Consider the following 23,909-nt stretch of genomic DNA (forward strand, 5'->3'; position numbering starts at 1 on the left):
GGGCCTTCGCCGCGATGGCGGCTTCCGCCGTGCTGTTCGCGCCGTGGATGCCGTCGTTCCTGTTCCAGATGCTGCACACCGGAACGCCCTGGGCGCCCAAGGTGCAGGCCCAGGTGCTGCTGGACACGGTCTTCGACTGGGCCGGCCCGACCTCCACCGGTGCGCTGCTCGGCATCGTGCTGCTCGGGGGCGCGCTCATCGGCCTGACCGCGCGTCCGGACGGGCGGGAGCTCGCGGTCAAGGTCTCCGGCCGGGTGCCGGGCCGTTACCTGGCCGCGATCTGGCTGGTCCCCCTCGTCCTGGCCTACTGCGTGAACATGTTCGGCGGCAGCGCATATGCCGAGCGCTACACCGGCATCGCCCTGCCGGCCTGCCTGCTGCTCGCCTCGCTCGGCATCGCCCAACTGCCGGGCCGGCGGGTGCGGGCCGGGGTACTGATCGTCGCCTCGCTCAGCGGCCTGCTCGGCGGGTGGCAGCTCGCCCGGACCGAACGCACCCAGGCCGGGGAGATCGCGGGCCGGATCGTCGCGCTGGCCCGGCCGGGAGACGTGGTCGCCTACTGCCCGGACCAGCTCGGCCCGGCCGTGCACCGGGCAATCGAACGGCACGGCGAAGTCACGGTACGGGAGATCGTGTACGCGGACAGTTCCGGCCCGGCGCTCGTCGACTGGGTCGACTACGCCGACCGGATGAAACGGGCGAACGGCACCAGCTTCGCGGCCGAGGTCAACGAACTGGCCGGCCCCGGCCACGCCGTGCTGCTCGTCCGCGCGGACGGTTACCGGTTCCTGGAGGGCGCCTGCGCCGTGCTGTCCGACCAACTCGCCACGCTGCGCGACCGCACCGTGCAGGTCGAGCGGCGCAACCTGTACGAGGGCGCGTCGCTGGAACGGTTCTCCACGCTGCGCTGACCGCCCGCGCGGGCGGGGTCGTCAACGGCGCGGGCGGGGTCGTCGACGGCGAGGGCCGCGACGGCCAGCACGAGCAGACCCATCGGCAACGTGTAGTGGTTGAAGAAGGTCTGCTTGTTCATCAGGTTCAGGGTGAGCAGGACCAACGCCGCCCCCAGGCAGAACCCGGTGGCGTCCCCGCGAGCCCGCCAGGCCGCCGTGTAGGCACCGAGGAGGGCGACCGCGGTCGAGCCGAATCCGAGCGTGACCCCGAAATGCGACGCCAGGCCCGGCAGGGACAGCGAGTGGGCGAGCACCTCGTAGTGGAGGTTCGTCCAGACCGCGTCGTCGAGAAAGTCCCGGGGACCGGCCAGCACCCAGGGGGCAACGAGGAGCGCCGCCGCGGCCGCGGCCGAGGCCGTCCGGCGGGGCCCGAACGCGGGGTAGCCCGCCGCCAGGGGGATCAGCAGCGCGACGTGCTGTTTGGTCGCCAGGGCGAGCGCGAACGTGACGACCGCCACCCGTCCCCGCCCGCTCGTCGACGCCCACACCGTCGCCGCCAGGCACGCCACGAGCAACGGCTCGGTCCAGGACTGCTGCAGGGCGTACATCGACTCGGGGAACACGACGACCAGCAACGGCAGCGCGGCCACCGCCGGCGCCGCGGGTGCCCGTCCCGCGACCGCGCGGATCAGGACCGCCGCCACCGCCAGGGCCAGCAGCAGGCCGTAACGGACGTCACCGAGCAGAAGCCGGAAGGGAGCCAGGAGCACGGACGTGACCGGTAGATAGGGGTAGACGTCGAACAGGCCGTCGACCGGGTACTCGGCCCGGCTCGGCGCCCATTGCTGCCGGTACATGTCGGCCCCGTGCGGCAGGCCGGCCGCGGAGACCTGGAGCAGGTGGAAGACGTCGATGCGGGGCGTCGGCGCGGCGCGGATCGTAGCGACGCCCGCCGCACAGGCCAAGGCCAGGACCAGCCAGAACACCCACGGAGAGGCGAGCACATCGAGCCGGCCCCGGCCCCGGTGGTGCTCCCGGCCGATCCGACGCCCCCGGCCGACGTGGTGCAGCATGACCATGATCGACCCGGCGGCGAGCAGGCCCGCGAGGATCGCGAGCACGTCCGCCGCCGTGGCGAACCGGCCGGCGGCGTAGTAGCGGGGACGGCGCACGAGCGGCGCGACGCCGATCACGACCGCCACGAGCAGCCACGCCCCGAACCACCCGCGCGGGCGCACGGCCACGGCGGTGCCGGCGGTGCTGCTGGTGCCGGCGGTGCTGCTGGTGCCGGCGGTGCTGCTGGTGCCGGCGGTGGCCACGACCGCCAGGACCACCGCCGCGAAACCTACCAGGACACTCGACAGCGCCCAGGCGCCGTACCGACCGTCCTTGGCCGCGATGCCACCGGCCACCGCGCACCAACCGACCAGAATCGCCGGCATCACCCGCCCCGGAGGAACCGGCCCGTCCGGGGGAGGCGAGGTCTGCGGTGCCCGTTGGCCGGGTATCGACAATCCCATGTGCGCACGATGCCAGAGCCCCACCCGATCAGGCGGCGCGGAGGCGCGTTATGGGAATAGGGCGGACGTATAACGGATCATCGCATCGTGTCGGGGCGAGGGGGTGCGGACAGGTCGAGGGGGTGCGGACGGGTCTCCGCTCGCGCCATGCAACACTTGCGACCCAGGACCGGTCCCAGGGGCCCGGCGTCCCGGTGGCGCGATGCCCGGTGTCCGTCCACCCGAGTGACCATGAGTGTGTGTTGAGGAGAGGTCCGGCACAGTGACCGAAAAGCCAGAGGTAGTCGTCATCGGAGCCGGACCGGCAGGTCTGACCGCCGGTTGGGAGCTGGTGAAACGGGACGTCCCCGTGACGATTATCGAGGGTGACTCGGTCGTCGGCGGAATCAGCCGTACGGCCCAGCGTGAAGGTTGGCGTTTCGACATCGGCGGCCACCGCTTCTTCACCAAGGTTCCCGAGGTCGAAAAGCTCTGGCACGAAATCCTGCCGGACGAGGACTTCCTGCTGCGCCCCCGATCGAGCCGCATCTACTACAACGGGAAGTTCTTCGACTACCCACTCAAGGCGGGAAACGCGCTCGGCGGGCTTGGCCTGGTCGAGGCGGCGCGCTGCATCGCCTCCTACGCCGCGGCCCGGATCCGGCCGCCGCAGGACCAGAGCAACTACGAGAACTGGCTGGTGGCCCGTTTCGGCTGGCGGCTCTACCGCACCTTCTTCAAGACCTACACCGAGAAACTGTGGGGCGTTCCGGTGAGCGAGATGCCCTCGGACTGGGCCGCGCAGCGCATCAAGAGCCTGTCCATGATGAACGCGATCGTGAACGCGGTCCTACCGAAGCGGAACCAGAAGGAGATCACCTCCCTCATCGAGGAGTTCCAGTACCCCAAGTACGGGCCCGGAATGATGTGGGAGACCGCCACCGACAAGATCATTAAGCAGGGTGGCCGGGTGGTCTTCGAGGAGAAGGTCCGCAAGATCCACCATGCCGACGGCCGCGCGACCGGCGTCACCACGACCGTGACCGGCGGGTACGGCCCAGGGGCCGGCGCCCCGGAGTCCTCGCGCTCCGACCTCGGCAGCGAGTACCAGTACCAGGCCGACGAGATCATCTCGTCGATGTCGTTCTCCTCCCTCGTCCGGGTGATGGACCCGCCGGCACCGGCCCACGTGCTGGCCGCGGCGAACGCGCTGAAGTACCGCGACTTCCTCACCATCGCCCTCGTGGTGCCGGCCTCGGCCGCTTTCCCGGACAACTGGATCTACATCCACTCCCCCACCGTCAAGGTCGGCCGGATCCAGAACTTCGCCTCCTGGTCGCCATTCCTGGTCAAGGACGGGCGTACCTGCCTCGGCCTGGAGTACTTCGTCTTCGAGGGTGACGAGACCTGGAACGCCTCCGATGAGGAACTGGTCGCGCTCGGGACGAAAGAACTCGTCGAGCTGGGTCTGATCAGGGCCCAGCAGGTGGAAGAGGGTTTCGTCGTACGCATGCCGAAGGCATATCCATACTACGACCTACACTACAAGAAGAACGTCGATATCATCCGCGCCTGGCTGGCCGAGAACACGCCGAACGTCCACCCGGTCGGCCGTAACGGCATGCACCGTTACAACAATCAGGACCACTCGATGCTCACCGCGATGCTCACGGTCCAGAACATCATCGACGGCACCAAGCACGATGTGTGGGAGGTCAACGTCGAGGAGGATTACCACGAGGAGGTTTCGTCGCCGGCCCGGGGCATCGCCCGGTCCTGACGGAGGATTCGTCCGGAGCACGGATTCATCCGGGACGGGTTCGTCCGGGGCACGGGTTCGACGGACGCCGCCACAATGTCAGGCGCGTTGTCGGGCAGGTTGTCGGGCAGGTTGTCGGGCGCGTTTCACCGTCGGCGCCCGCTCCACTTCCGGGGCCGGCCGGCATGGCCGGGGACGTACCCGGTATTACCGGGTACGGATCGGATGGGTGATGGGACGGGCCGCGTCCCATCACCCATCCGGAACATCATCGAGGCGTAGGGGCGCGCCACGCGAGACTGGTACCGGATGCGGCCCTGCCCGGCCGGCCGATCGTCTACCGGCCGGCCCGTCGCAGTCCGGTCAATGTGGACGGAAGGGACTGACCGTGACGGATGTCGCGGTCCGGCCGGCGGAGCAGATCCCCGAGCCGGTCGACCAGGTCGGGAACGCATCCGGCCGTGCGGGACGGATCTTCACCGCGGTGATGGGAGTGCTCCTCGCCGTCTCGGTGATCGTGCGGTTCACCGCCAGCCAGGCACTCTGGCTGGACGAGGCGCAGAGCGTCGCCATCGCCCGCCTGCCCCTGCGTGGGTCGGCCTTCACGATGTGGGACGGCCTGCTACGGGACGGCTCACCGCCGTTGTACTACCTGGTGCTCCACGGCTGGATCAAAGCGTTCGGCGAGGGCACCTTCGCGGTCCGCTCCCTGTCCGCGCTGATCAACATCGGTGCGGCGTGGCCGCTGTTCCTGCTCGCCCGCCGCGTGGTCGGCGAGCGGGCGGCGCGGGTCAGCGTCGTGCTGTACCTCACGTCGCCGTTCGCGTTGTACTTCGGGACCGAGACCCGGATGTACAGCCTCATCGTGTTGCTCACCGCGTTGGGTGGACTGGCGTTGGAGCGCGTCCTGCGGGCACCGTCGATCAGATCGACGATCGCCCTGGCGCTCTGCGCGGGAGGCCTGGCGCTGACCCATTACTGGTGCCTCTACCTGCTGCTCACGGTCGGAACGTGGCTGGTCCTGCTGCTGGTGGCCCGTCCGTGGTGGGTCGCGCGCCAGATCCGGCGCGGGGCGGGCGCGGCGGACCCGGCGGGTGTGCCGGGCGGCATGACCGCCTCGGCGAACGATCCGGGCCCGACAGGTGTACCCGGATACCGTTCCGCCCCGGGAAGCCCGGGAAGCCGGGGCCGGGGCGCCCCCCACAGTCACCGGACACCGACCCGTTTCCTCACCCCGCAGCGGCGGGGGCCGGTCTTCGGGCTGCTCGGCATCGTCGGTGGCGGGCTGGTCTTCGCCCCGTGGCTGCCCGACTTCTTCGACCAGCTTGCCCACACCGGCACCCCCTGGGGCGAGCCCGCCAGCTATGCCGCGATCTCCCACGCCTACGGCCAGTGGGCCGGCGGCCCGACGACCCTGGGTCGCCTGTTGCTGTTCCTGATCACCGGTCTCGCCGCCGCCGGCATCGCCGGCCGGCCCGCGGGTAGCCGGTTCATCCTTCTCGATCTGCGTGGTCTCGAACCGGGTCGGACCCTGTTCCTGCTGGCCACCGGCACACTCGTCGTCGCGGTGACGGCGGGCAAGGTGGTCGGCAACGCCTGGGCCGACCGGTACACCGCCACCGCCTTCGTGCCGTTCCTGCTGGTCATCGGGCTCGGCGCGACGATCATCACCGATCGGCGGGTGTTCCATGGAGTGGTCGCCGTCGCCGCCCTGACCGGTCTGCTCGCCGGGACCTCCGACATCCACCGGGAGCGGAGCCAGGCCACCGAGGCCGCGCAGGTCCTCGAGCGGACCGCCCGGCCCGGTGATGTGATGCTGGTCTGCCCGGACCAGCTCGGACCGGGCCTCGCCCGTACCGTGCCGAACTGGATGAAGGTGTACGTCGTGCCGACCTACGCACCGCCGGATCGGGTCGACTGGGTCGACTACGAGCAGCGCAACGAATCGGCCAACGGGGTCGCGATCGCCCGGCGCGCCCTCGCCGAGGCCGGTCCGGAACACACCGTCTTTCTCGCCGGTTCCGGGTCATACCGCACCTACGAGGAGCTGTGCACGGTGGTGCGCACCACCCTGCAGGAGGCCCGGCCACTCGCGGACGAGGTCATGAAGCAGGGTCTGCCGGCCAAGGTCTACGAGAACTACGCGCTGCTGCGGTTCCGGGCCTCTTGACCGCGACCGAGGCCCTGCCGGATGATCATCGGGTAGGTGGCGGCATGGGCGGCCGGCATGCGGCCACCCGCTGGGAGGACCGCTGGCAACTGCGCGAGGTCGTGCTCGCCTGGCTCGCGGCCCGGCTGGCGGTCGGTGCGGCCCTGGCGCTGACCAGGTACATCGCCGACAACGCCCGCGGGCAGCAGGGCGCGCAGCTGAGCACCACCGACCTGCTCGGTTGGGACGCCGGGTGGTACAAGACGATTGCCGAGGTCGGGTACAGCGGCGCTGGGGCCGAGAGCCGCCGGTTCTTTCCCCTGCTGCCGCTGCTCGTGCGGGGGTTGTCGAAGCTGCCGGGAGCCGACGCCCACGTCGGCGTCGTGCTCCTGGTCGTGGTCAACGTGTGCGCGTTGGTCTTCGCGCTGCTGCTGGTGGGGCTCGCCCGGTTCGAGGGGTTCGCCCCGGAGGCGACCACCCGGCTCATCTGGCTCGCCGCGCTGGCTCCACCCGCCTTCGTCCTGGTCATGGGGTACGCCGAGGCACTCGCCGGGCTGCTGGCCGTGGCGGTGTTCCTCGGTGCCCGCAGCGGGCGCTGGGAACTGGCGGCCGTGGCCGGCCTGCTCGGCGGCCTGTGTCGCCCCCTCGGTCTGATCCTCGCGGTGCCGGTGCTTCTCGAGGCGGCCCGGGGGCTGCCTTGGCCGCTCGTCCGCCGGCTCGGCCCCGGCCCCGGCCCTGGCACGCCGGCCACCACGCCTACGGCTGGAACGCTCACCGCCCGCGACGGGCTGCGTCGACTACTCGCCGTGCTCGCCCCGGTGGCCGGCGCCGGCATCTACCTGCTGTGGTCGGCGCACTCCTACGGTGACGGGCTGGCGCCGTTCACGCTGCAGCGCGACGCGGCACGTCACGGCAGCAGCTCGAACCCGCTGGCGGTGCTGTGGGACGCGGCGCGGGGCGCCTTCTCCGGCGAGCTGGGCACGGCGCTGCACGTGCCGTGGCTGCTCCTGGCGCTCGTGGGGCTGGTGGTCATGGCGCGCCGGCTGCCAGTGTCGTACCCGGTGTGGAGCGCCCTGGTCCTGGCTGCCGTGCTGACCGGCAGCAACCTGGACTCCGCCGAGCGGTACGTCTACGGGGCGTTCCCGTTCCTGCTGGTCGCCGCGCTCGTCACCGCCCGGCGGGAGATCTTCACCTTCACGCTCGCCGCCACCACGGCCGCGATGACCCTCTACGCGACGCTGGCCTTCACCCTCTCCTACGTGCCCTGACCACCGGCCGTGCCCTGACCACCGGCCGCGCGTCGGTGGATGGCGCGCTGGGCCCGCATCATCTCGCGAGCGCTTCCAGAAGCCCTTCCAGAAGATGGCGATACGGTTAACGTAGAGGGGGACCGCACGATGATCGGTCGCCATCCCACGCCACACCACACCACACGCAGCCGGTCATCCTCCGCTCGCAACCACGAGGTCAGGCCGCATTGGATGGAGTAGAGCTGGAGTACCAGCGGCTGTACCTGCCGCCGGGTACGGACCGCCGGGCAGCCGTCCAGATCCTCACGATGCACGCCGAGTTCGGCCACTGGGAGCTCGAACGCCTACGGCTGTTCCCGGATGGCTCCCGGCGGGTAGTGCTGCGCCGCCGTCGGCGCCCCGGCGGCCTGCCCGGCTATCTGCCCACCTGACAGCCGCCCACCTGGCAGCGGACCTGGGAGGGCGTGCGCACCTCGACCACGTCCGGAGCGATCCCCCGGGTCTGCAGATGCCGTCCCGACAACGCCCATCCGGCCGGCACCTCGGCTCCAGTTGCGCCGGCTCCAGTTGCGCCGGCTCCGGCGTCGCCGGTATCCGCCTTCCGGGACCGCTCCACCGTCCAGACGTCGACCCGGAACCAGTGATCGCTCCAATGGGCGCTGTCATCGGCCCGCAGCTGCACAAACCGGCGACGCAGAACCTGCCGGGCGACCTCCAGCGCGGACAACACGCTGACCTCGATGCCCCCGGACGGCTCGGCCCGATCGGCGATCCATACGCTGCCGTCCCGGCTGACCTGCACGAGATAGGCGTAGGTGGCCCGGGGATGGTCCGCGTCCGCGTCCAGCGGAGCTCCGAGGCCGATGCTGGACAGCGGATCGCCAGCCATACCCCCATCATGTCATGCATCGACGATGGCTCCTACGCGGATGGTGCCCCGCGCGCGGACAGCGGCATCTCGTCAAGCCGTACCGGCAGGTTCAGGTCAGCAGATCCGTACCGGCAGGTCCGTACCGGCAGGTCCGGTCAGCAGGCGTGCAGGAAGCGGTCGAGGACGCGGACGCCGAAGCGCAGCGAGTCGAGCGGCACCCGTTCGTCCACCCCGTGGAACATGCCGGAGAAGTCCAGGTCGGGCGGCAGCAGCAACGGGGAGAACCCGAAGCAGCGGATGCCGAGCCGGGAGAAGGACTTCGCGTCCGTGCCGCCGGAGAGCATGTAGGGCACGGCCCGGGCAATCGGGTCCTCGGCGCGCAGCGACGCGGCCATCGCCTCCACCAGCGCGCCGTCGAAGCTGGTCTCCAACGCCTGGTCGTGGACGACCCATTCGCGACGGATGTCCGGCCCGAGGATCTCGTCGAGCTGGCGGATGAACTCCTCCTCCTGACCGGGCAGATAGCGACCATCGACGTAGGCGGTGGCCTCGCCCGGGATCACGTTGACCTTGTGACCGGCCTCGAGCTGGGTCGGGTTGGCGGTGTTACGCAACGTGGCACCGATCATCCGGGCGATCGGGCCGAGCTTCGCGACGGTCGCCTCCAGGTCGTCCAGGTCGAACTCGATGCCGAGCGCCTCCCCGAGGGAGTTCAGGAACACCCGGACCGTCGGGGTCATGACCAGCGGGAAGGTGTGCCGGCCGAGCCTCGCCACCGCCTCGCACAGCGCCGTCACCGCGTTGTCATCGCTGATCATCGAACCGTGGCCGGCCCGGCCGGCAGCGGTCAGCTTCATCCAGGCGATGCCCTTCTCCGCCGTCTCGATGAGGTAAAGGCGCAGGTCGTCGGAGACGGTGTAGGAGAACCCACCGACTTCGCTGATCGCCTCGGAGCAGTCGGCAAACAGGTCGGGATGGTTCTCGACGAGCCAGCGCGCCCCGAGGACGCCGCCGGCCTCCTCGTCCGCGACGAAGGCGACGACGAGGTCCCGGGGTGGCCTGCGGCCGGTGCGGACGATGTCGCGGATGACCGCGAGGGTCATCGCGTCCATGTCCTTCATGTCCACCGCGCCCCGACCCCACAGGCAGCCGTCGGCCTCCTCGCCAGCGAACGGCGGCAGGCGCCACTCGCTGGCATCCGCCGGCACCACGTCGAGATGACCGTGGACGAGCAGCGGCGCACGCGAGGGATCCGCCCCCTCCACCCGGGTCACCACGCTGGTGCGGCCCGGGGCCGACTCCAGCAGGGTCGGCTCAAGGCCCACCTCCGCGAGCTTCGCCGCGACGTACTCCGCGATCGGGCGCTCGTTGCCGTCGCCGTTGCCGCGGTTGACCGACTCGAAGCGGAGCATCTCCCGACAGAGCTCGACCACCTCGCCCTCCGCGGAGGGGGCGGTCACCGGCAGGCGCAGGCCACCGGTGCGGTCGGGGGGGGTCGTGGACGCACTCGCCATGCCGCCTAGTCTGCCCCGTCGGGGGTGCAGCCGCCGGGGCGACCGTCTCCTGGGGCATCGACAGCTGCGCGGAACTTGAGGCGATCGACCCCCGGCTGCGGTGCGTGACCGCCATAAGCGCTTTCGACCTTGACAGGTCCGGGACGCCCCCGGCGGGCTATCGTGTGATGGCCGCGGTGGCGACGCTGGTCCCCGTCCTGCGACGGATGGCAGCCTTCCACCGGAAGGATGTCAAAGGATGTCAGCGGCGCCGTAGCCGGCGTAGTCGAGCAGGTCGTAGAGCTCCGCGCGGGTCTGCATCGCCGGGACCAGGTCGGCCTGGGTGCCCTCGGCGGCGAGCGTCGCGAGCCCCCGGATGATCGCGCCCATCGCCACGCGCAGCGTCGTCACCGGATAGATGACGGCATTGACCCCGAGGTCCGTCAGCTGCGCCGCGGTGAGCAGCGGCGACTTCCCGAACTCGGTCATGTTCGCGAGGATCGGCACGTCGACGGCGGCCCGGAACGCCGCGAACGACCGCTCGTCGGCGAGCGCCTCCGGGAAGATCATGTCAGCGCCGGCGTCAACGTAGGCACGGGCCCGGTCAATCGCCGCGGTCAGCCCCTCCACGGCGACGGCGTCGGTGCGGGCGCAGAGCACGAAGGCGTCGTCGCGGCGGGCCGCCACCGCGGCGCGCAGGCGGCGCACCATCTCGTCGCGCCCGACGACCGCCTTGTCGTCCAGGTGGCCGCAGCGCTTCGGGTTGACCTGGTCCTCCAGGTGACAGCCGGCGAGCCCGGCGTCCTCGAGCAGCCCGATCGTGCGGTGCACGTTCAGCGGCTCACCGAATCCCGTGTCGGCGTCGACGAGGGTCGGCAGGTCGGTGACCCGGGCGATCTGCCCGGCACTCGCGGCGACCTCGGTCAGCGTCGTCAGCCCGATGTCGGGCAGTCCCAGCGCCGCGGACAGCGCCGCCCCCGAGACGTAGACGCCGTCGAAACCGGTCCGTTCGATGCTCATCGCGACCAGCGGGACGAACGCGCCCGGCCAGCGTTGCAGGCGGCCGGAGGCGAGACCCGCCCGCAGCATCCGCCGCTTGTCCGCGACGGGCCGGCCGGCCGGCACCATCATGCGAAGACCCCCCTCGTCCCGCCCGTTTCCAGGGCGAGCGCGTCGGCGACGAGGGTCAGCCCGGCGAGCTCGGCCGGGGTCAGGGTGTCGAGCCGGCCGACCAGGTCGAGGAACCGGTCCTGTTCGGCGGCCGACACGACCCCCTCGGCGAGCATACGCAGCTTGGCGACGTAGTCCGCACGCCGGAACGGCCGGGCCCCGGCCGGATGCGCGTCGGCGACGGCGATCTCGTCCACGATCGACGTCCCGTCAACGAGCGTGACCTCCACCCGCCCGCCGAAGGCCCGCTCGGCCGGGTCGGTCGCGTGGTAACGGCGGGTCCACTGCGGATCCTCCACCGTGCGGATCCGGTGCCACAGCGCGACGGTGTCGGGCCGGGCGGCCCGTTCGGGGGCGTAGGAACGTTCGTGGTGCCACGTCCCGTCCTGCAGCGCCACCGCGAAGATATACATGATCGAATGGTCGAGCGTCTCCCGGCTCGCGGTCGGATCGGCCTTCTGCGGATCCCCGGCGCCGGTGCCGATCACGTGATGCGTGTGATGGCTGGTGTGGATGACGATCTGGCGGATCGCCGCGACGTCGACCTCGAAGGAGGCTTCGGAGGAGGCCGTGGACGAGCCGGCCCCGAGAGACGAGCCGGCCCCGAGAGACGAGCCGGTCCCGGGCAGCCGGGTACGCAGCCGGCGGGCCAGGTCGATCAGCGCCTGGCTCTGGTACTCGGCGGAGTGCTCCTTGGGATAGGTGGCGAGGATGCCCCGACGGGGCTCGCCGGGTTCCGGCAGCGCCACCCGGTACACCGCGTCCGGGCCGCCGAGCAGCCAGGCGACGACCCCGTCCTCCCCCTCGTAGATCGGCGCCGGCGAGGTCTGGCCGCGCATCGCCCGGTCGACCGCCTCCACCGCCGTCTTGCCGGCGAAGGCCGGGGCGTACGCCTTCCAGGTGGAGATCTCGCCCTTGCGGGCCTGACGGGTGGTCGTCGTCGTGTGCAACGCCTGGCCGACGGCCTGGTAGATCGGCTCGGGGGGCAGGCCGAGCAGGGCACCGATCCCGGCGACGGCGGAGGGGCCCAGGTGGGCGATGTGGTCGATGCGGTGTTCGTGCAGGCAGATGCCGGTCACCAGGTCGACCTGGATCCCGTACGCGGTGGCGATCCCGTGGACCAGCTCGGCGCCGCCGCGGCCGGTGTGCTGCGCGACGGCGAGCACCGGGGGGATGTTGTCGCCCGGATGGGAGTAGTCCGCGGCCAGGTAGGTGTCGTGGAAGTCCAGTTCCCGCACGGCGACGCCGTTCGCCCAGGCCGTCCACTCCGGCGACACCCGTACTGCCCGCTCGACGCCGACGACCGTCGCTCCCGGGGTGTACGGATGGGCGAGCGCCTGGTCGCGGGCCGCGACGACCGGGCCGCGGGTCAGCGCCGCCGCGGCGACCGCCGCGTTGTCGATGATTCGGTTGCCGATCATCTCGACGACCTCCGGCGGCACCGGCACCCGCTCGGCGGCGACCTCGGCGATCTTCCAGGCAAGCTGGTCACGCCGGGGCGGCGCCTCGACGGACCGGCGGGCGCGCACCTCGTGCAGCTTCATCGGACATTCCCCCTGCCGTCTCCACGGTTCTCACCGGCCACTTTCCTCACGGCGGCGGAGCAGGTAGGTATCCATGATCCAGCCTTTACGCTCGCGGGCCTCGGCGCGGGTCCGCTCGATCAGCCCGCCGACCTCGGCGACCGGACCGTGCAGCAGGACCTCGTCCGGGGTGCCGAGGTAGGCGCCCCAGTAGATGTCGACGTCGTCGGCCGGCAGGGTCAGGAAGGTGTTCTCGGCATCGAGCATGACGACGACGTCGTCGACCCCCGGCGGGAATCCGGCGGCGAGCCGGCGACCGGTCGTGATCTCGACCGGGCCGCCGATCCGGTTCAGGATCAGCCGGTGGCGGGCGGCGAGCGCCTGCACGCTGGTGATCCCCGGGATCACCTCGTAGTCGAACCGCACCACGCCCCGCGCCACGATCCGGTCGATGATGCGCAGCGTGCTGTCGTACAGCGACGGATCACCCCAGACCAGGAACGCCCCGCAGCCATCCTCGCCCAGCTCGTCGAGCATCATCCGCTCGTACAGTGCGGCCCGGCGGGAATGCCAGTCCTCGACGGCGGCGGTGTAGTCCGTCGAGGACCGGTCGCGGCTCGGGTCACGGGCCTCGACGATCCGGTAGCCGTTCCCCTCGACGTGCCGGTCGAGGATCTCCCGCCGCAGCCGGACCAGGTCCTCCTTCGCCGCCCCCTTGTCCAGGACGAAGAAGACGTCGGCCCGATTCAGCGCCTTGACGGCCTGGATCGTCAGCTGGTCGGGGTCGCCGGCACCGATGCCAATGACGAGGATCGTGCGCATCTCAGCGCGGATCGGACCCGGCCGGGCTCACCGAATCCGGGCCCGCCGAATCCGGGCCCGCCGAATCCGCCAGGCCCGGGGCGACGTCCACCCCTGGGACGATCTTGCCGGGGTTGAGGTTGCGGCCCGGGTCGATGCCGTCGAACAGCGCCGTGAGCAGGCGCACGCCGGCTGGTGAGATGTCGTCGGCGAGCCAGCGCGCGTGCTCGACGCCGACCGCGTGGTGGTGGGACAGGGTGCCGGCATGCTCGATGAAGCCCTGCTGGATCGCGGACTTCACCGTGTCGTACCCGTCGATCGCCTCCAGCGTCACCGGGGAGGCATAGGCGAACGTGAAGTACAGGCAGGCCCCGGAGTGGTACGAGTGCGACAGGTGGCACATGATCCAACCGGTCACACCGATCTCGGCGAACGCCTTGTTCGCCCGCGCGACCACCCCCCGGTACAGCGGGCCGAGCTGCGACCAGGACGTCGACGTCTCCGACACGTCGGCCATCGCGCCCTGACCGAGCAGGAAGTCCCGGATGTACGGGGTGTCGAACTTCTTCTGGTCGTAGAGCTGCCCCGGGCCGGTGCCGACACAGATCCCGCCCCGGCGCGCGACGATCGCCCCGACCAGCTTGCGCTGGGCCTTGACGTGCGCGGGTGAACCCTCGAAGCCGATGAACGACAGGCACATCTGGTCGAGGTCGTACCTGCGGACCCGGCGCAGGTACTGCTTCATACCGGCCGAGACGAGACTTGAGGCCAGGGAGCCGCGCTTGCGGGTAGCGAAGGAGAACCGCGTCTCGTTGGCGTCGGAGACCCGGGTGACCGTCGGCGCGGCCTCGCTCGCGGCGATCTCCCGCATGGCCAGCAGTGCCGCGTCCCAGGTCGGGAAGAAGTAGCCGAGGATCACGCGCTGCTCGGGCACTCGATGCACCTGCACCGTGGCCTCGGTGATGATCCCGAGCCGCCCCTCGCTGCCGAGGATCATCTCCCGCACGCTGGGGCCGGTCGACTGGCTGGGCACGGGCCGGGTGACGAGTACCCCGGCGGGGGTCACGACCCGCACCGCCCTGGTAATCTCCGCGATGTCGCCGTACTTGTCGGACTGCATGCCCGACGAGCGGGTGGCGATCCAGCCGCCGAGGGTGGAGTGGGCGAAGCTGTCCGGGAAGTGGCCGAGCGTCCAGCCCTGCGCGGCCAGCTGCTCCTCCAGACCCGGGCCGAGGGCACCGGCCTGTACGCGGGCGAGGCGGGCGTCGGCGTCGATCTCCAGCACCCGGTCGAGCCGGCCGAGGTCGACGGAGATCACCGGGCGGGTCTCGGTGCGCGGCGCCTCGAGACTGCCGGAGATGTTGGTGCCGCCGCCGAACGGGATGACGACCGCGTCCGCGGCCAGCGCCGCGGCCAGCACCGCCCGGACCGCCTCCTCGTCTCCCGGGTAGACGACGACGTCGGGCAGTCGGCCGAGGTCGTGGTTACGAACCCGGACGAGGTCACGCAGGCTCTTGCCGTAGGCGTGCACGACCCGCGCCTGTGCGTCGGTGGTGACGTGCTCCGCGCCGGCGGCGTCGACAAGCGCGGCGCGCAGCGGCTCCGGCAGCACGGGGTCCGCGATCGTCAGGTCCGCGAAGGCCGGTGGCTGGGCCGGCAGGCGGGTGATGTCGAGCCCGATGTGCGTACGGATGAACGGCGCGAGGTCGGGCTTGTCACTGGGGCTGAAGGAGACACTCTCCTTGCCCCAGCCCCACCACTTCATGTGCGTGACCAACGATGGCTCCTCGACGGGGACGGACAGCGGACGACGGCTCGGGGGGACGACGGCTCGGGGGGAAGGCGGCGGACCGCTCAGGTGCCGGCGAGACGTTCGACGACCGGCGCCATGGCGGTCAACGCGTCCAGGGAGACCCCGATCGTGCTGAGGCCGAAGCGCTCGCGGCGCTCGACGAGGTCGTCGACGATCTCGTCGACCGACCCGCACAGCGCGTGCGGGGTCGCGAGCGCCTGTTCGGAGGTGAGCCCGAACCCGGCGGCCAACTGCTCGGCGACCTGGGTGCGGTTGTCGGTGACGACGACGAGGTGGACGCGGACCTGAAGGGTGAGATCGTCCCAACGGGCGCCGGCGGCCTCCCGGATCCAGCGGACCTTCTCCTCGGTCGCCGCCGTCGTCGCGTTGGCGCCGAGCGAGGCGTCGATCACCCCGCCGGCCATGTTCATGTTCAGCCCGATGATGTCGGCCTCACGGGCGGCGAGGGTCAGCAGCCGGCGCCCGCCACCACCGATCACGATCGGCGGGTGGGGCCGCTGCACCGGCTTCGGCGTCCCGTTCAGGCCGGCGACCTGGTAGTGGGTGCCGCTGTAGGTGAACGGTCCGTCGGCGAACATCCCCTTGATGACGGCGAGGGACTCGGCGAGCCGGCCGATGCGCACCCCCGGCGGATCGAGCGGCAGACCGGCTCGGGAGTAGTCGGAGGTCATCCAGCCGGCGCCGAGGCCGAGTTCGAACCGTCCGCCGGACAGCGCGTCGAGGGTCGCCGCCTCCTTGGCCAGCACCACCGGATGGCGGTAGTCGTTACTGAACACCATCGCGCCGATCCGCAGCGTCGTCGTCGCGTCGGCCGCGGCCATCAGCGCCGCGATCGGCGCGACCTGCTCGTCGAGATGGTCGGAGACGGTCAACGTCGCGTAGCCGAGATCCTCGACCCGGTGGGCGAGGTCGGCCCATGACCGGGCGCTCACCTCGGCGGGGGAGGAACACTGGATGTTGAACCGGAACGGCCGTTTGTACGGCCCGCCGGAGACCTCGGTCACCGCAGCCACTCCTCCACTCACCGGGGCATCTCCAGGATGGGACACATCGAGGACGGGGCGCCTCGAAGACGGGACACCTCGAAGACGGGCACTCGCCGGTGGCATCCTCGAGGACGAGGCGGATACCAAGATAGCCCGTCGGGCGACCGGCGGCCGTCCCCGGCGCGACCCGACCGGCGCGACCCGACCGTCGTCAGACCGTCACCGGACCGACCCGATCGGCCCTAACCGTCACCGGACCGACCCGGCTGACCGGCGCAGCGACCGCAGGTACTCGCCGGCCGCCCGTGCCTGCTCCGGGGTCGGCGGCGGCTCGCGCAGTGCCTGGACGGCGGCACGGCGCGCCTCCCCGGTCAGCCGGTCGACGTAGAGGATCCCGTCGAGATGGTCGACCTCGTGCTGGAAGCAGCGCGCAAGCAGGCCCTCGCCGGCGTACTCGACCGGCTGCCCCGTAACGTCCACCCCGCGGACCCGCGCGGCCAGCGCCCGCGTGGTCGGGAAGTGCAGCCCCGGGACGGACAGGCATCCCTCCGGGCCGTGCTGCTGGGTCTCCCCGGACCGCTGGGTCTCCCCGGACCGCTGGGTCTCCCCGGACCGCTGGGTCTCCCCGGACCGCTGGATCCCGCCAGGCCGCTGGGTCTCCCCGGGCCGCCCCGGGTCCGGGCCGAGTTCCAGCACCGGGTTCACCACCACCCGCGGCACCCGTGGTACCGACTCGTCACGCGGGTCGTAGTCGACGTCGAAGACGAACAGGCGCAGCCCGACCCCGATCTGCGGGGCGGCAAGCCCCACCCCGGGCGCGTCGTACATGGTGTCGATCATGTCGGTGACCAGCCGACCGAGCGCAGTGTCGAACTCCGTGACCAGCGTGGTCGGAGTGCGCAGAACGGGATCACCAACGGTGCGGATCGGGAGCACGGTCATGCGGGATACTGTGCCACGTGAATCGTGAAGGACACCTGGATCGTGAAGGACAGTCAGACGGATCGTGACGGCCGGCGTGGCGATCCGTCCGCCGCCGGGATCGCCGCGTTGCGCGCCCGCGGGGAGCGGGTTACCCCGGCCCGCCGGGCGGTGCTCCAGGTACTCGCCGGCACGAGCGAGCACCTGTCCGTTGACGACGTCTTCGCCCGGGCGGAGACGATCGTCCCGGGCATGCACCGCACCACCGTCTATCGCGCGGTGGAGACCCTCGGCGACCTCGGCCTGGTCACCCACGTCCACCCCGACCACGGGCCGGCCGTCTACCACCTGGCGGCGGCCCTCACCGGCGGCGCCCACCTGCACGTCCGGTGCCGCTCCTGCGGCACGATCCTCGACGTGCCCGCGGACCTGCTCGACGACGTCGCGCGTCGGCTCGCCACCACCGTCGGGTTCACCCTGCAGCCCGACCACGCCGCCCTTGCCGGTCGGTGCCGCGCCTGTTCGGTGACGTCCCCGTCCGTGGACGGGGACCTCGCACCCGCATGACGAGGGTCCGCACCCGCATGACGAGGGTCCGCGGCGGCGCGGCGAGGACCGCGCGCCGGCGTAATCTCGCAGGTACCGACTATCGCGAGGAGGCTGCGGGGATGCCGCCGGAGCAGGGCCCGGTCGTGCTGGGCATCGAGACGTCCTGCGACGAGACCGGGGTGGGGCTCGTCCGGAACGGCACGCTGCTGGGCGAGGCCCTGTCGACGAGCATGGACCAGCACGCCCGCTACGGCGGGGTGGTCCCCGAGATCGCCGCCCGGGCCCACGTGCAGGCGCTGGTGCCCTGCGTGCGCGCGGCGCTGTCCTCGGCGGGGCTGTTCGTGGCGGACATCGGCGCCGTCGCGGTCACCGCCGGCCCCGGCCTCGCCACCGCCCTGCACGTCGGGGTGGCCGCGGCGAAGGCGTACGCCACGGCGCTCGATGTTCCCCTCTACGGCGTGCACCATCTCGCCGGTCACCTCGCCGCGGACCTCGTCGACGGCGAACCGCTACCCGATCCCCTCATCGCCCTGATCGTCTCCGGCGGGCACACGTCGCTGCTGCGGGTGGGGGACCTCGCTCGCGACCCGATCACCCACCTCGGCGACACGCTTGACGACGCGGCCGGGGAGTGCTTCGACAAGGTCGCCCGGGTGCTCGGCCTGCCCTATCCGGGCGGTCCCGCGGTCGACCGAGCCGCGGTCGGCCACGATGCGACGGCGCTGGCCTTCCCCCGGCCGCTGACCGGCCGGGCGGACGCGCCCTACACCTTCTCGTTCTCGGGGCTGAAGACCGCCGTCGCCCGATGGGTCGAGTCGCATCCCGACTCCCCCGTACCGGCCGGCGATGTGATCGCATCCTTCCAGGAGGCAGTCGTCGACGTGCTCACCGCCAAGGCGGTCCGTGCCTGCCTCGACCACGGGATCGGTGACCTGCTCATCGTCGGCGGGGTCGCGGCGAACAGCCGGCTGCGGGCGCTGGCGGCCAGCCGCTGCGAGCAGACCGGCATCCGGCTGCGGATACCGGCCCGCCGGCGGTGCACGGACAACGGCGTGATGATCGCGGCGTTGGGTGACCTGCTCGTCCGCGCCGGCGCCGAGCCCTCCCCCGCCGAGCTCACCGCCATGCCGGGCGCGTTCCTCGAACGGGCCCAGCTCGGCACCGCGCTGCCGGCCCTGCACGCCGCGTGAGCACCGGCGGGCCCCTCGAACGGGAGAAGCGCGACGATGCACCTCGGACATGAGGAGTTCCAGAGAACTGACGGGCGGGCCAGCACGGGGCCAGCTGACGCGGGGCCAGCCGGCGCCGGGCGGGCGCCGCGGATCGGGGTCGGCGGCCCGGTGGGCAGCGGTAAGACGGCCCTGGTCGCCGCGCTGTGCCGGGCCCTGTCGTCGAGCCTGCGCATCGGGGTGGTGACGAACGACATCTACACCACCGAGGACGCCGACTTCCTGCGCCGGGCCGGCGTGCTCGATCCCGAGCGGATCCGCGCGGTCGAGACCGGCTGCTGCCCGCACACCGCGATTCGCGACGACATCACCGCGAACCTTGACATGGTCGAGGACCTGGAGGCCGACACCGGCCCCCTGGACCTGGTCCTCGTCGAGTCCGGTGGCGACAATCTCACCGCGACGTTCAGCTACGGGCTAATCGACCGGCAGATCTTCGTCGTCGACGTCGCCGGGGGCGACAAGGTGCCCCGCAAGGGCGGACCGGGGGTGACCGGCAGCGACCTGCTGGTCATCAACAAGACCGATCTGGCCCCCCTGGTGGGCGCCGACCTCGACGTCATGGCCCGGGACGCGACCGCGGCCCGCGGTGCCCGTCCGGTGGTGTTCACCTCGCTCACCGCCGACCCCACGGCCGCGGACGTGACCGCCTGGGTACGGGCCCAGCTCGCCGAACTGTCCCCGCGCGGCGGTTCCTACGATGCGTCCGATGCGTCTAATGCGTCGCAACCTTTAAATAGGATGTGAGAGCGTCATGGCGGTGAGGGGTTTCATGGCGGTGAGGGGTTCCAGGGGACCGGTGCCGGGCGACGGAGGTCCGCCCCTGGTGGGATACACCCTGCGCTACCTGCATGACCCTGCCCAGCACTGGCGGCAGCGCTACGACCGGTATGGCCCGGTGTCATGGGAGCGGACCTTCGGGCTGCGGGTGGTGAGCCTGCTCGGCCCGGACGCCACCGGCTTGGCGCTGCGCAACCATGAGCAGGCATTCGCGAACGGCCCGGGGCAGCAACGGATAGCCGGACCGTTCTTTCGGCGCGGATTGAGCATGCTCGACTTCGACGAGCACCGCCACCACCGTCGGATCCTCGCCGGCGCGTTCGCCCCGGACAGACTGCGCGGCTATCTCGCCGGGATGAACCCGTCCATCGAACGGGGCGTCGCGGGGTGGCGGCCGGGCGCGAGGTTCCAGGTTTATCCCGCGGTCAAACAGCTCACCCTCGAACTGGCGACCCGGATCTTCATGGGTGAACGGCTGGGACCGGAAGCCGACCGGTTCAACGCCGCGCTGTTCGCCTGCATCCGCGCGCCGGGCGCGGTGGTCCGCGTGCCGGCACCCGGGCTACGTTGGTCGCGTGGCTTGGCCGGGCGCCGGTACCTGGAGGAGTTCCTGCGGCTGCGGGTGCCCGCGAAACGAGCCGGGAGCGGCACCGACATGTTCAGCCGGCTCTGCCACGCCGAGGCCGAGGACGGCAGCAGGCTGAGCGACGACGACGTCGTCAACCACATGATCCTGATGATGGTGGCCGCGCACGACACGTCCACGATCACGATGACCAGCATGAGCTACTATTTGGCACGGCATCCGGAGTGGCAGCAGCGGTGCCGCGAGGAGTCGCTCGCCCTCGGCACGCCAGCGGTGGACCATGCCGACCTCGATCGGCTGCCGTCACTCGCTCTGGTCATGAAGGAGGCGCTGCGCCTGGTCACGCCGGTGCCGATCCTCCTGCGCGCCACAGTGAAAGACATCGACGTGCTCGGCGTCACGGTGCCCGCCGGTACCGTGGCCGCCCTCGCGCTCGCCTTCACCCACCAGATGCCGGAGTACTGGCCGAGCCCGGAACGGTTCGACCCGGAGCGGTTCGCGGACCACCGTCGCGAGGACAAGGTACATCCCTACGCCTGGCAACCGTTCGGTGGCGGGCCACATACCTGCATCGGTCTGCACTTCGCCGGTCAGCAGGTGAAGGCGATCCTGCACCAGATGCTGCTGCGGTACCGGTGGAGCCTGGCACCGGGCTACCGGATCTCATTAGACCGTTTCCCGCTGCCTGTTCCACGGGACGGGCTACCGGTCCAGCTGGAAAAGATCACCTGACCACCTGACCGACCGGCAGACCTACCGGTGCGGCCGCGGCTCGATAGAGGAGTTCGACATCCACCGCGAGATCGGCCGCCACCTGAGCTTCGGCTACGGCATCCACCACTGCCTCGGCGCCGCACTGGCCCGCATCGAGGGCAAGGTGGCCCTGGACGAGGTCCTCACCCGCTTCCTCGACTGGGAAATCGCCTGGGACAACGCCGTCCAAGCCCGTACCTCCACGGTCCGCGGCTGGGCATCGATGCCCGTGCGTGTCTCGTAGCGTCCCGTAAGGCCCGTAAGGCCCGGCGGCCAGCCCCGCTGCCCGCGTGGTGTCCCCGGCCCCGCCTCACCGGCATCGAAAGTCCGTTCCCGTGCGGCTGGGTCCGGCACCCTCCGTCGAGGACAGGGGGCCGACAGCGTGCGTTGGCTTCGGTCCTGGCGCGGAGGCCGGGCCGGGCGAGTGCGTGTCAGGAGAGCTTCGAGGGCCACCAGATCTTCGGACCGAGGTCATGGCTCAGCGCCGGCACGAGGACCGAGCGGACCAGAACCGTGTCCAGCAGCACCCCGAAGGCCACCGAGAAACCCACCTGGGCCAGGAAGACCAGCGGGAGGACGCCGAGCACGGCGAACGTCCCGGCGAGGACGATCCCGGCCGAGGTGATGACCCCGCCCGTGACCGCGAGGCCGCGCACGATGCCGCTACGGGTGCCGTGGATGAGGGTCTCCTCCCGGACCCTGGTCATCAGGAAGATGTTGTAGTCGATCCCCAGGGCGACGAGGAAGATGAACGCAAACAGCGGGAAGCCGGGATCCGCGTTGGCGAACCCGAAGACGTGGTTGAACACCACCGCGCTCACGCCCAGCGTCGCGGCAAACGAGAGCACCACCGTCGCGATCAGGAGGACCGGGGCGAGCAGCGCCCGCAACAGGACGCCGAGCACGAGGAGGATGACGACCAGCACGATCGGGATGATCAGGTTGCGATCGTGGCGCGAGGCGTTCTGGGTGTCGAGATTGATCGCCGACTGGCCACCGACCAGGGCGTTCGCCCCGGGCACCTCCCGGACGACCCGTCGGATCGCAGTGATCGTGTTGTAAGCCTCGGCGGTGTCATAACGGTGGACGATGGCGGCGTCGATGGCGATTCGACCGTCAACCGGGGCGACCTGGACCGACTTCGGGGCGCATCCGTCGGAACCCCTCGCCGCCGGACGCCCACCGGACGCCAACCGGGCGGCGAGTTTGGCGTAGTCGACCTCCACGCAGACCGAGCCGGGAGCGGTGGCGACGCCGTCGACCTTCCGGACGGCGGCGATGACGTCCGCGGCGGCAACGGTGTTGGTGATGATGACGGCCGGGGCGCCCTGCCCCTGGCTGAAGTTGGCGTCGAAGATCTCCTGGCCGACGATCGCCTCCGGCCGCCCCGTCAGGCTGTCCGTCGTCGACAGGCCGTCGACCTTCAGGGTGACGATCAGGGACGAGCAGGCCAGCAACACGACCGTCGTGACGATCCAGGCCCACCGGGCCCGGCGGACGAGGCCTCCGGCGAAGCGTGCCCAGAGACCGTGACCGGCGAGGTCGGCCTGGTGATCGACGCGGGGAATGCGAGGCCAGAAGATCCAGCGCCCGGCGATCACCAGGAACACCGGCAGGAAGATCAGCATGATCAGGGCTGTGCAGGCGATGCCGATCGCCGCCACCGGCCCGAGGCTGCGGGTGGAGTTCAGTTCCCCGAGGCTCAGGCAGAGCAGGCCGAGGATCACCGTTACCGCCGAGGCGGTAATCGCCGGAGCGGCGCCCCGCCAGGCCACGATCATCGCCTGGATCCGGCTGGGGTAGGCGTGCAGCTCCTCCCGATAGCGGCTCACCAGCAGCAGCGCGTAGTCGGTGCCGGCGCCGATGACCAGCACCGACAGGATGCCCTGGCCCTGTCCGTTGAGGGTGAGGACGTTGTTCTTGGCCAACGGATAGATGATCAGCGCCGAGACGCCGAGCGCGAGCACCGCGCTGAACAGCGGGAAGAACCACAACACCGGGCTGCGATAGACGAGCAGCAGGATGCCCACGACGACGAGGCCCGCGGCGAGCAGCAACAGCCCGTCGAGGCCGGAGAATGCCTCGATGAAGGCGACGAGCAGACCCCCCGGCCCGGCCGGGTGCACGGCGAGACCGGCCGGTGCCCCGTCGCGGGCGGCCGCGACGACGGCCTTCTCGACGTCGACGAGCTCATCACCCTTGACCTCGCGGCCGCCGTCCTGGGCGACGAGCGGCACGGCCACGGCGGCCACAGCGCCGTTGCGGGCGAACTGGGGCGGCCCGAGCTGGCCGGCGTCCACCCCGTGAATCCCGGCGAAGGACCTCACGTCGGCGGTGATCTTGGCTTTGTCCTGCGCGGTCAGCCCGCCCTGGCGGTCGTAGACGACGAAGCCGGGAATCGTCCGCACGGAGCGAAACTGCCGCGACGCGGTGTCGACCTTGGTCGACTCGGCCGAGTTCGGGAGGTAGGCGGCATTGTCGTTCTTCTGGACCTCACCGAGCTTGCCCTGGTAGGACCCGCCGACGCCGCCGAGCAGGAGCCAGCCGACGGCCAAGACCGCGAAGACGTAGACGATGCGTGGCCGGCGGGCGCGCGCCGGACGGCCACCGGAACCGGCGGGGCCGGAAGCGGAATCCGCCAGGGTGCCGTTGCCGTCCCCGGCGACAGCCGGCCCCGGCGGGGGCGGTGCTGCTGGCGCTGGCGGGGTCTGCGCCCGTGCCACCGACCCGCCGCTGTCCCTGACCTCGGACTCGTCCCCGCTGGTCATGCCCGTCTCCCCACGCCGAACGCACATCCTGCCCAACGATGGCGATTCTGGCGCATGCCACCGACAGAACTCGTAGGCCCCACCGGCCGGCTGGCGAAGAACCGATGAAAACCTTC

18 protein-coding genes and 1 pseudogene are annotated in these 23,909 nt (G+C 71.2%); 9 read left to right on the forward strand and 10 right to left on the reverse strand.

Annotation, left to right across the window (positions count from 1 at the left end; translation table 11 throughout):
- Positions 1 to 778: 778 nt before the first annotated feature.
- Positions 779 to 2,335 (reverse strand): glycosyl transferase, encoded by a 1,557-nt coding sequence (locus FRANCCI3_RS29100; RefSeq protein ID WP_011437045.1) that lies wholly within the window; start codon positions 2,333 to 2,335, stop codon positions 779 to 781.
- A 340-nt stretch (positions 2,336 to 2,675) separates the two neighbouring features.
- Between FRANCCI3_RS29100 and FRANCCI3_RS13355 the strand changes: the two genes are divergently transcribed.
- The 4 genes from FRANCCI3_RS13355 to FRANCCI3_RS13370 all read left to right on the forward strand — a co-directional run bounded on the left by FRANCCI3_RS13355 (position 2,676) and on the right by FRANCCI3_RS13370 (position 7,981).
- Positions 2,676 to 4,172 carry an NAD(P)/FAD-dependent oxidoreductase gene (locus tag FRANCCI3_RS13355; RefSeq protein ID WP_011437046.1) on the forward strand — a complete coding sequence of 499 codons (1,497 nt, stop codon included), beginning with the start codon at positions 2,676 to 2,678 and terminating at the stop codon, positions 4,170 to 4,172.
- Positions 4,173 to 4,539: 367 nt separating this feature from the next.
- Positions 4,540 to 6,321, forward strand: coding sequence for a glycosyltransferase family 39 protein (locus FRANCCI3_RS13360; protein WP_011437047.1), 1,782 nt, complete (start codon positions 4,540 to 4,542; stop codon positions 6,319 to 6,321).
- Positions 6,318 to 7,568 carry a hypothetical protein gene (locus tag FRANCCI3_RS13365; protein WP_175443435.1) on the forward strand — a complete coding sequence of 417 codons (1,251 nt, stop codon included), beginning with the start codon at positions 6,318 to 6,320 and terminating at the stop codon, positions 7,566 to 7,568. The genes FRANCCI3_RS13360 and FRANCCI3_RS13365 overlap by 4 nt, the downstream gene beginning before the upstream one ends.
- Positions 7,569 to 7,777: 209 nt before the next feature.
- Positions 7,778 to 7,981, forward strand: coding sequence for a DUF5703 family protein (locus FRANCCI3_RS13370; protein ID WP_011437049.1), 204 nt, complete (start codon positions 7,778 to 7,780; stop codon positions 7,979 to 7,981).
- Here the strand turns inward: FRANCCI3_RS13370 and FRANCCI3_RS13375 are convergent.
- From FRANCCI3_RS13375 to FRANCCI3_RS13410, 8 genes are all read right to left on the reverse strand, one after another.
- On the reverse strand, positions 7,966 to 8,439 hold the full coding sequence (locus FRANCCI3_RS13375) for a hypothetical protein (RefSeq protein ID WP_011437050.1): 474 nt from the start codon (positions 8,437 to 8,439) through the stop codon (positions 7,966 to 7,968). The genes FRANCCI3_RS13370 and FRANCCI3_RS13375 overlap by 16 nt on opposite strands.
- A gap of 137 nt (positions 8,440 to 8,576) precedes the next feature.
- The gene (locus FRANCCI3_RS13380; RefSeq protein ID WP_011437051.1) at positions 8,577 to 9,935 is read right to left on the reverse strand and encodes a M20/M25/M40 family metallo-hydrolase; all 1,359 of its coding nucleotides are present in this window, start codon (positions 9,933 to 9,935) and stop codon (positions 8,577 to 8,579) included.
- 231 nt (positions 9,936 to 10,166) lie between these two features.
- A complete protein-coding gene (gene prpB / locus FRANCCI3_RS13385; protein WP_011437052.1) occupies positions 10,167 to 11,045 on the reverse strand; it encodes a methylisocitrate lyase in 879 nt (292 codons plus the stop codon).
- Positions 11,042 to 12,628 (reverse strand): MmgE/PrpD family protein, encoded by a 1,587-nt coding sequence (locus FRANCCI3_RS13390; RefSeq protein ID WP_011437053.1) that lies wholly within the window; start codon positions 12,626 to 12,628, stop codon positions 11,042 to 11,044. The genes prpB and FRANCCI3_RS13390 overlap by 4 nt, the downstream gene beginning before the upstream one ends.
- Before the next feature lie 30 nt (positions 12,629 to 12,658).
- Positions 12,659 to 13,429 (reverse strand): precorrin-6A synthase (deacetylating), encoded by a 771-nt coding sequence (cobF, locus tag FRANCCI3_RS13395; protein WP_011437054.1) that lies wholly within the window; start codon positions 13,427 to 13,429, stop codon positions 12,659 to 12,661.
- A 1-nt stretch (position 13,430) separates the two neighbouring features.
- Positions 13,431 to 15,185: an FAD-binding oxidoreductase gene (locus FRANCCI3_RS13400; protein WP_011437055.1), complete on the reverse strand. Its 1,755-nt coding sequence runs from the start codon at positions 15,183 to 15,185 to the stop codon at positions 13,431 to 13,433.
- Positions 15,186 to 15,262: 77 nt separating this feature from the next.
- Positions 15,263 to 16,225 (reverse strand): LLM class F420-dependent oxidoreductase, encoded by a 963-nt coding sequence (locus FRANCCI3_RS13405; protein ID WP_023841053.1) that lies wholly within the window; start codon positions 16,223 to 16,225, stop codon positions 15,263 to 15,265.
- A 231-nt stretch (positions 16,226 to 16,456) separates the two neighbouring features.
- Positions 16,457 to 17,149, reverse strand: a complete 693-nt coding sequence (locus tag FRANCCI3_RS13410) for a peptide deformylase (RefSeq protein WP_011437057.1) — start codon at positions 17,147 to 17,149, stop codon at positions 16,457 to 16,459.
- A gap of 24 nt (positions 17,150 to 17,173) precedes the next feature.
- On the opposite strand from FRANCCI3_RS13410, the gene FRANCCI3_RS13415 reads away from it, so the two are divergent.
- From FRANCCI3_RS13415 to FRANCCI3_RS24630, 5 genes and pseudogenes are all read left to right on the forward strand, one after another.
- Positions 17,174 to 17,695: a Fur family transcriptional regulator gene (locus FRANCCI3_RS13415; protein ID WP_011437058.1), complete on the forward strand. Its 522-nt coding sequence runs from the start codon at positions 17,174 to 17,176 to the stop codon at positions 17,693 to 17,695.
- A 101-nt stretch (positions 17,696 to 17,796) separates the two neighbouring features.
- Positions 17,797 to 18,867, forward strand: a complete 1,071-nt coding sequence (gene tsaD / locus FRANCCI3_RS13420; RefSeq protein ID WP_011437059.1) for a tRNA (adenosine(37)-N6)-threonylcarbamoyltransferase complex transferase subunit TsaD — start codon at positions 17,797 to 17,799, stop codon at positions 18,865 to 18,867.
- Positions 18,868 to 18,903: 36 nt separating this feature from the next.
- Positions 18,904 to 19,653: an urease accessory protein UreG gene (ureG, locus tag FRANCCI3_RS13425; RefSeq protein WP_011437060.1), complete on the forward strand. Its 750-nt coding sequence runs from the start codon at positions 18,904 to 18,906 to the stop codon at positions 19,651 to 19,653.
- Between the two features lie 25 nt (positions 19,654 to 19,678).
- Positions 19,679 to 21,004 carry a cytochrome P450 gene (locus tag FRANCCI3_RS13430; RefSeq protein WP_011437061.1) on the forward strand — a complete coding sequence of 442 codons (1,326 nt, stop codon included), beginning with the start codon at positions 19,679 to 19,681 and terminating at the stop codon, positions 21,002 to 21,004.
- Between the two features lie 46 nt (positions 21,005 to 21,050).
- A pseudogene (locus FRANCCI3_RS24630) lies at positions 21,051 to 21,269 on the forward strand (cytochrome P450); the annotation flags it as partial.
- Between the two features lie 187 nt (positions 21,270 to 21,456).
- Here FRANCCI3_RS24630 and FRANCCI3_RS13435 read toward each other — a convergent pair.
- Positions 21,457 to 23,793: an MMPL family transporter gene (locus FRANCCI3_RS13435; protein ID WP_011437063.1), complete on the reverse strand. Its 2,337-nt coding sequence runs from the start codon at positions 23,791 to 23,793 to the stop codon at positions 21,457 to 21,459.
- Positions 23,794 to 23,909 lie beyond the last annotated feature (116 nt).

The sequence above is a fragment of the Frankia casuarinae genome (genome assembly GCF_000013345.1).
GTDB classification, from domain to species: Bacteria; Actinomycetota; Actinomycetes; order Frankiales; family Frankiaceae; genus Frankia; species Frankia casuarinae.

What these genes read in the sequence shown, in the direction of transcription:
- FRANCCI3_RS13435 (WP_011437063.1), bottom strand. Translation starts at nt 23,793, where the DNA reads ATGACCAGCGGGGACGAGTCCGAGGTCAGGGACAGCGGCGGGTCGGTG.
- FRANCCI3_RS13380 (WP_011437051.1), bottom strand. Translation starts at nt 9,935, where the DNA reads ATGGCGAGTGCGTCCACGACCCCCCCCGACCGCACCGGTGGCCTGCGC.
- prpB (WP_011437052.1), bottom strand. Translation starts at nt 11,045, where the DNA reads ATGATGGTGCCGGCCGGCCGGCCCGTCGCGGACAAGCGGCGGATGCTG.
- FRANCCI3_RS13375 (WP_011437050.1), bottom strand. Translation starts at nt 8,439, where the DNA reads ATGGCTGGCGATCCGCTGTCCAGCATCGGCCTCGGAGCTCCGCTGGAC.
- cobF (WP_011437054.1), bottom strand. Translation starts at nt 13,429, where the DNA reads ATGCGCACGATCCTCGTCATTGGCATCGGTGCCGGCGACCCCGACCAG.
- FRANCCI3_RS13390 (WP_011437053.1), bottom strand. Translation starts at nt 12,628, where the DNA reads ATGAAGCTGCACGAGGTGCGCGCCCGCCGGTCCGTCGAGGCGCCGCCC.
- ureG (WP_011437060.1), top strand. Translation starts at nt 18,904, where the DNA reads ATGCACCTCGGACATGAGGAGTTCCAGAGAACTGACGGGCGGGCCAGC.
- FRANCCI3_RS13410 (WP_011437057.1), bottom strand. Translation starts at nt 17,149, where the DNA reads ATGACCGTGCTCCCGATCCGCACCGTTGGTGATCCCGTTCTGCGCACT.
- FRANCCI3_RS29100 (WP_011437045.1), bottom strand. Translation starts at nt 2,335, where the DNA reads ATGCCGGCGATTCTGGTCGGTTGGTGCGCGGTGGCCGGTGGCATCGCG.
- tsaD (WP_011437059.1), top strand. Translation starts at nt 17,797, where the DNA reads ATGCCGCCGGAGCAGGGCCCGGTCGTGCTGGGCATCGAGACGTCCTGC.
- FRANCCI3_RS13430 (WP_011437061.1), top strand. Translation starts at nt 19,679, where the DNA reads ATGGCGGTGAGGGGTTCCAGGGGACCGGTGCCGGGCGACGGAGGTCCG.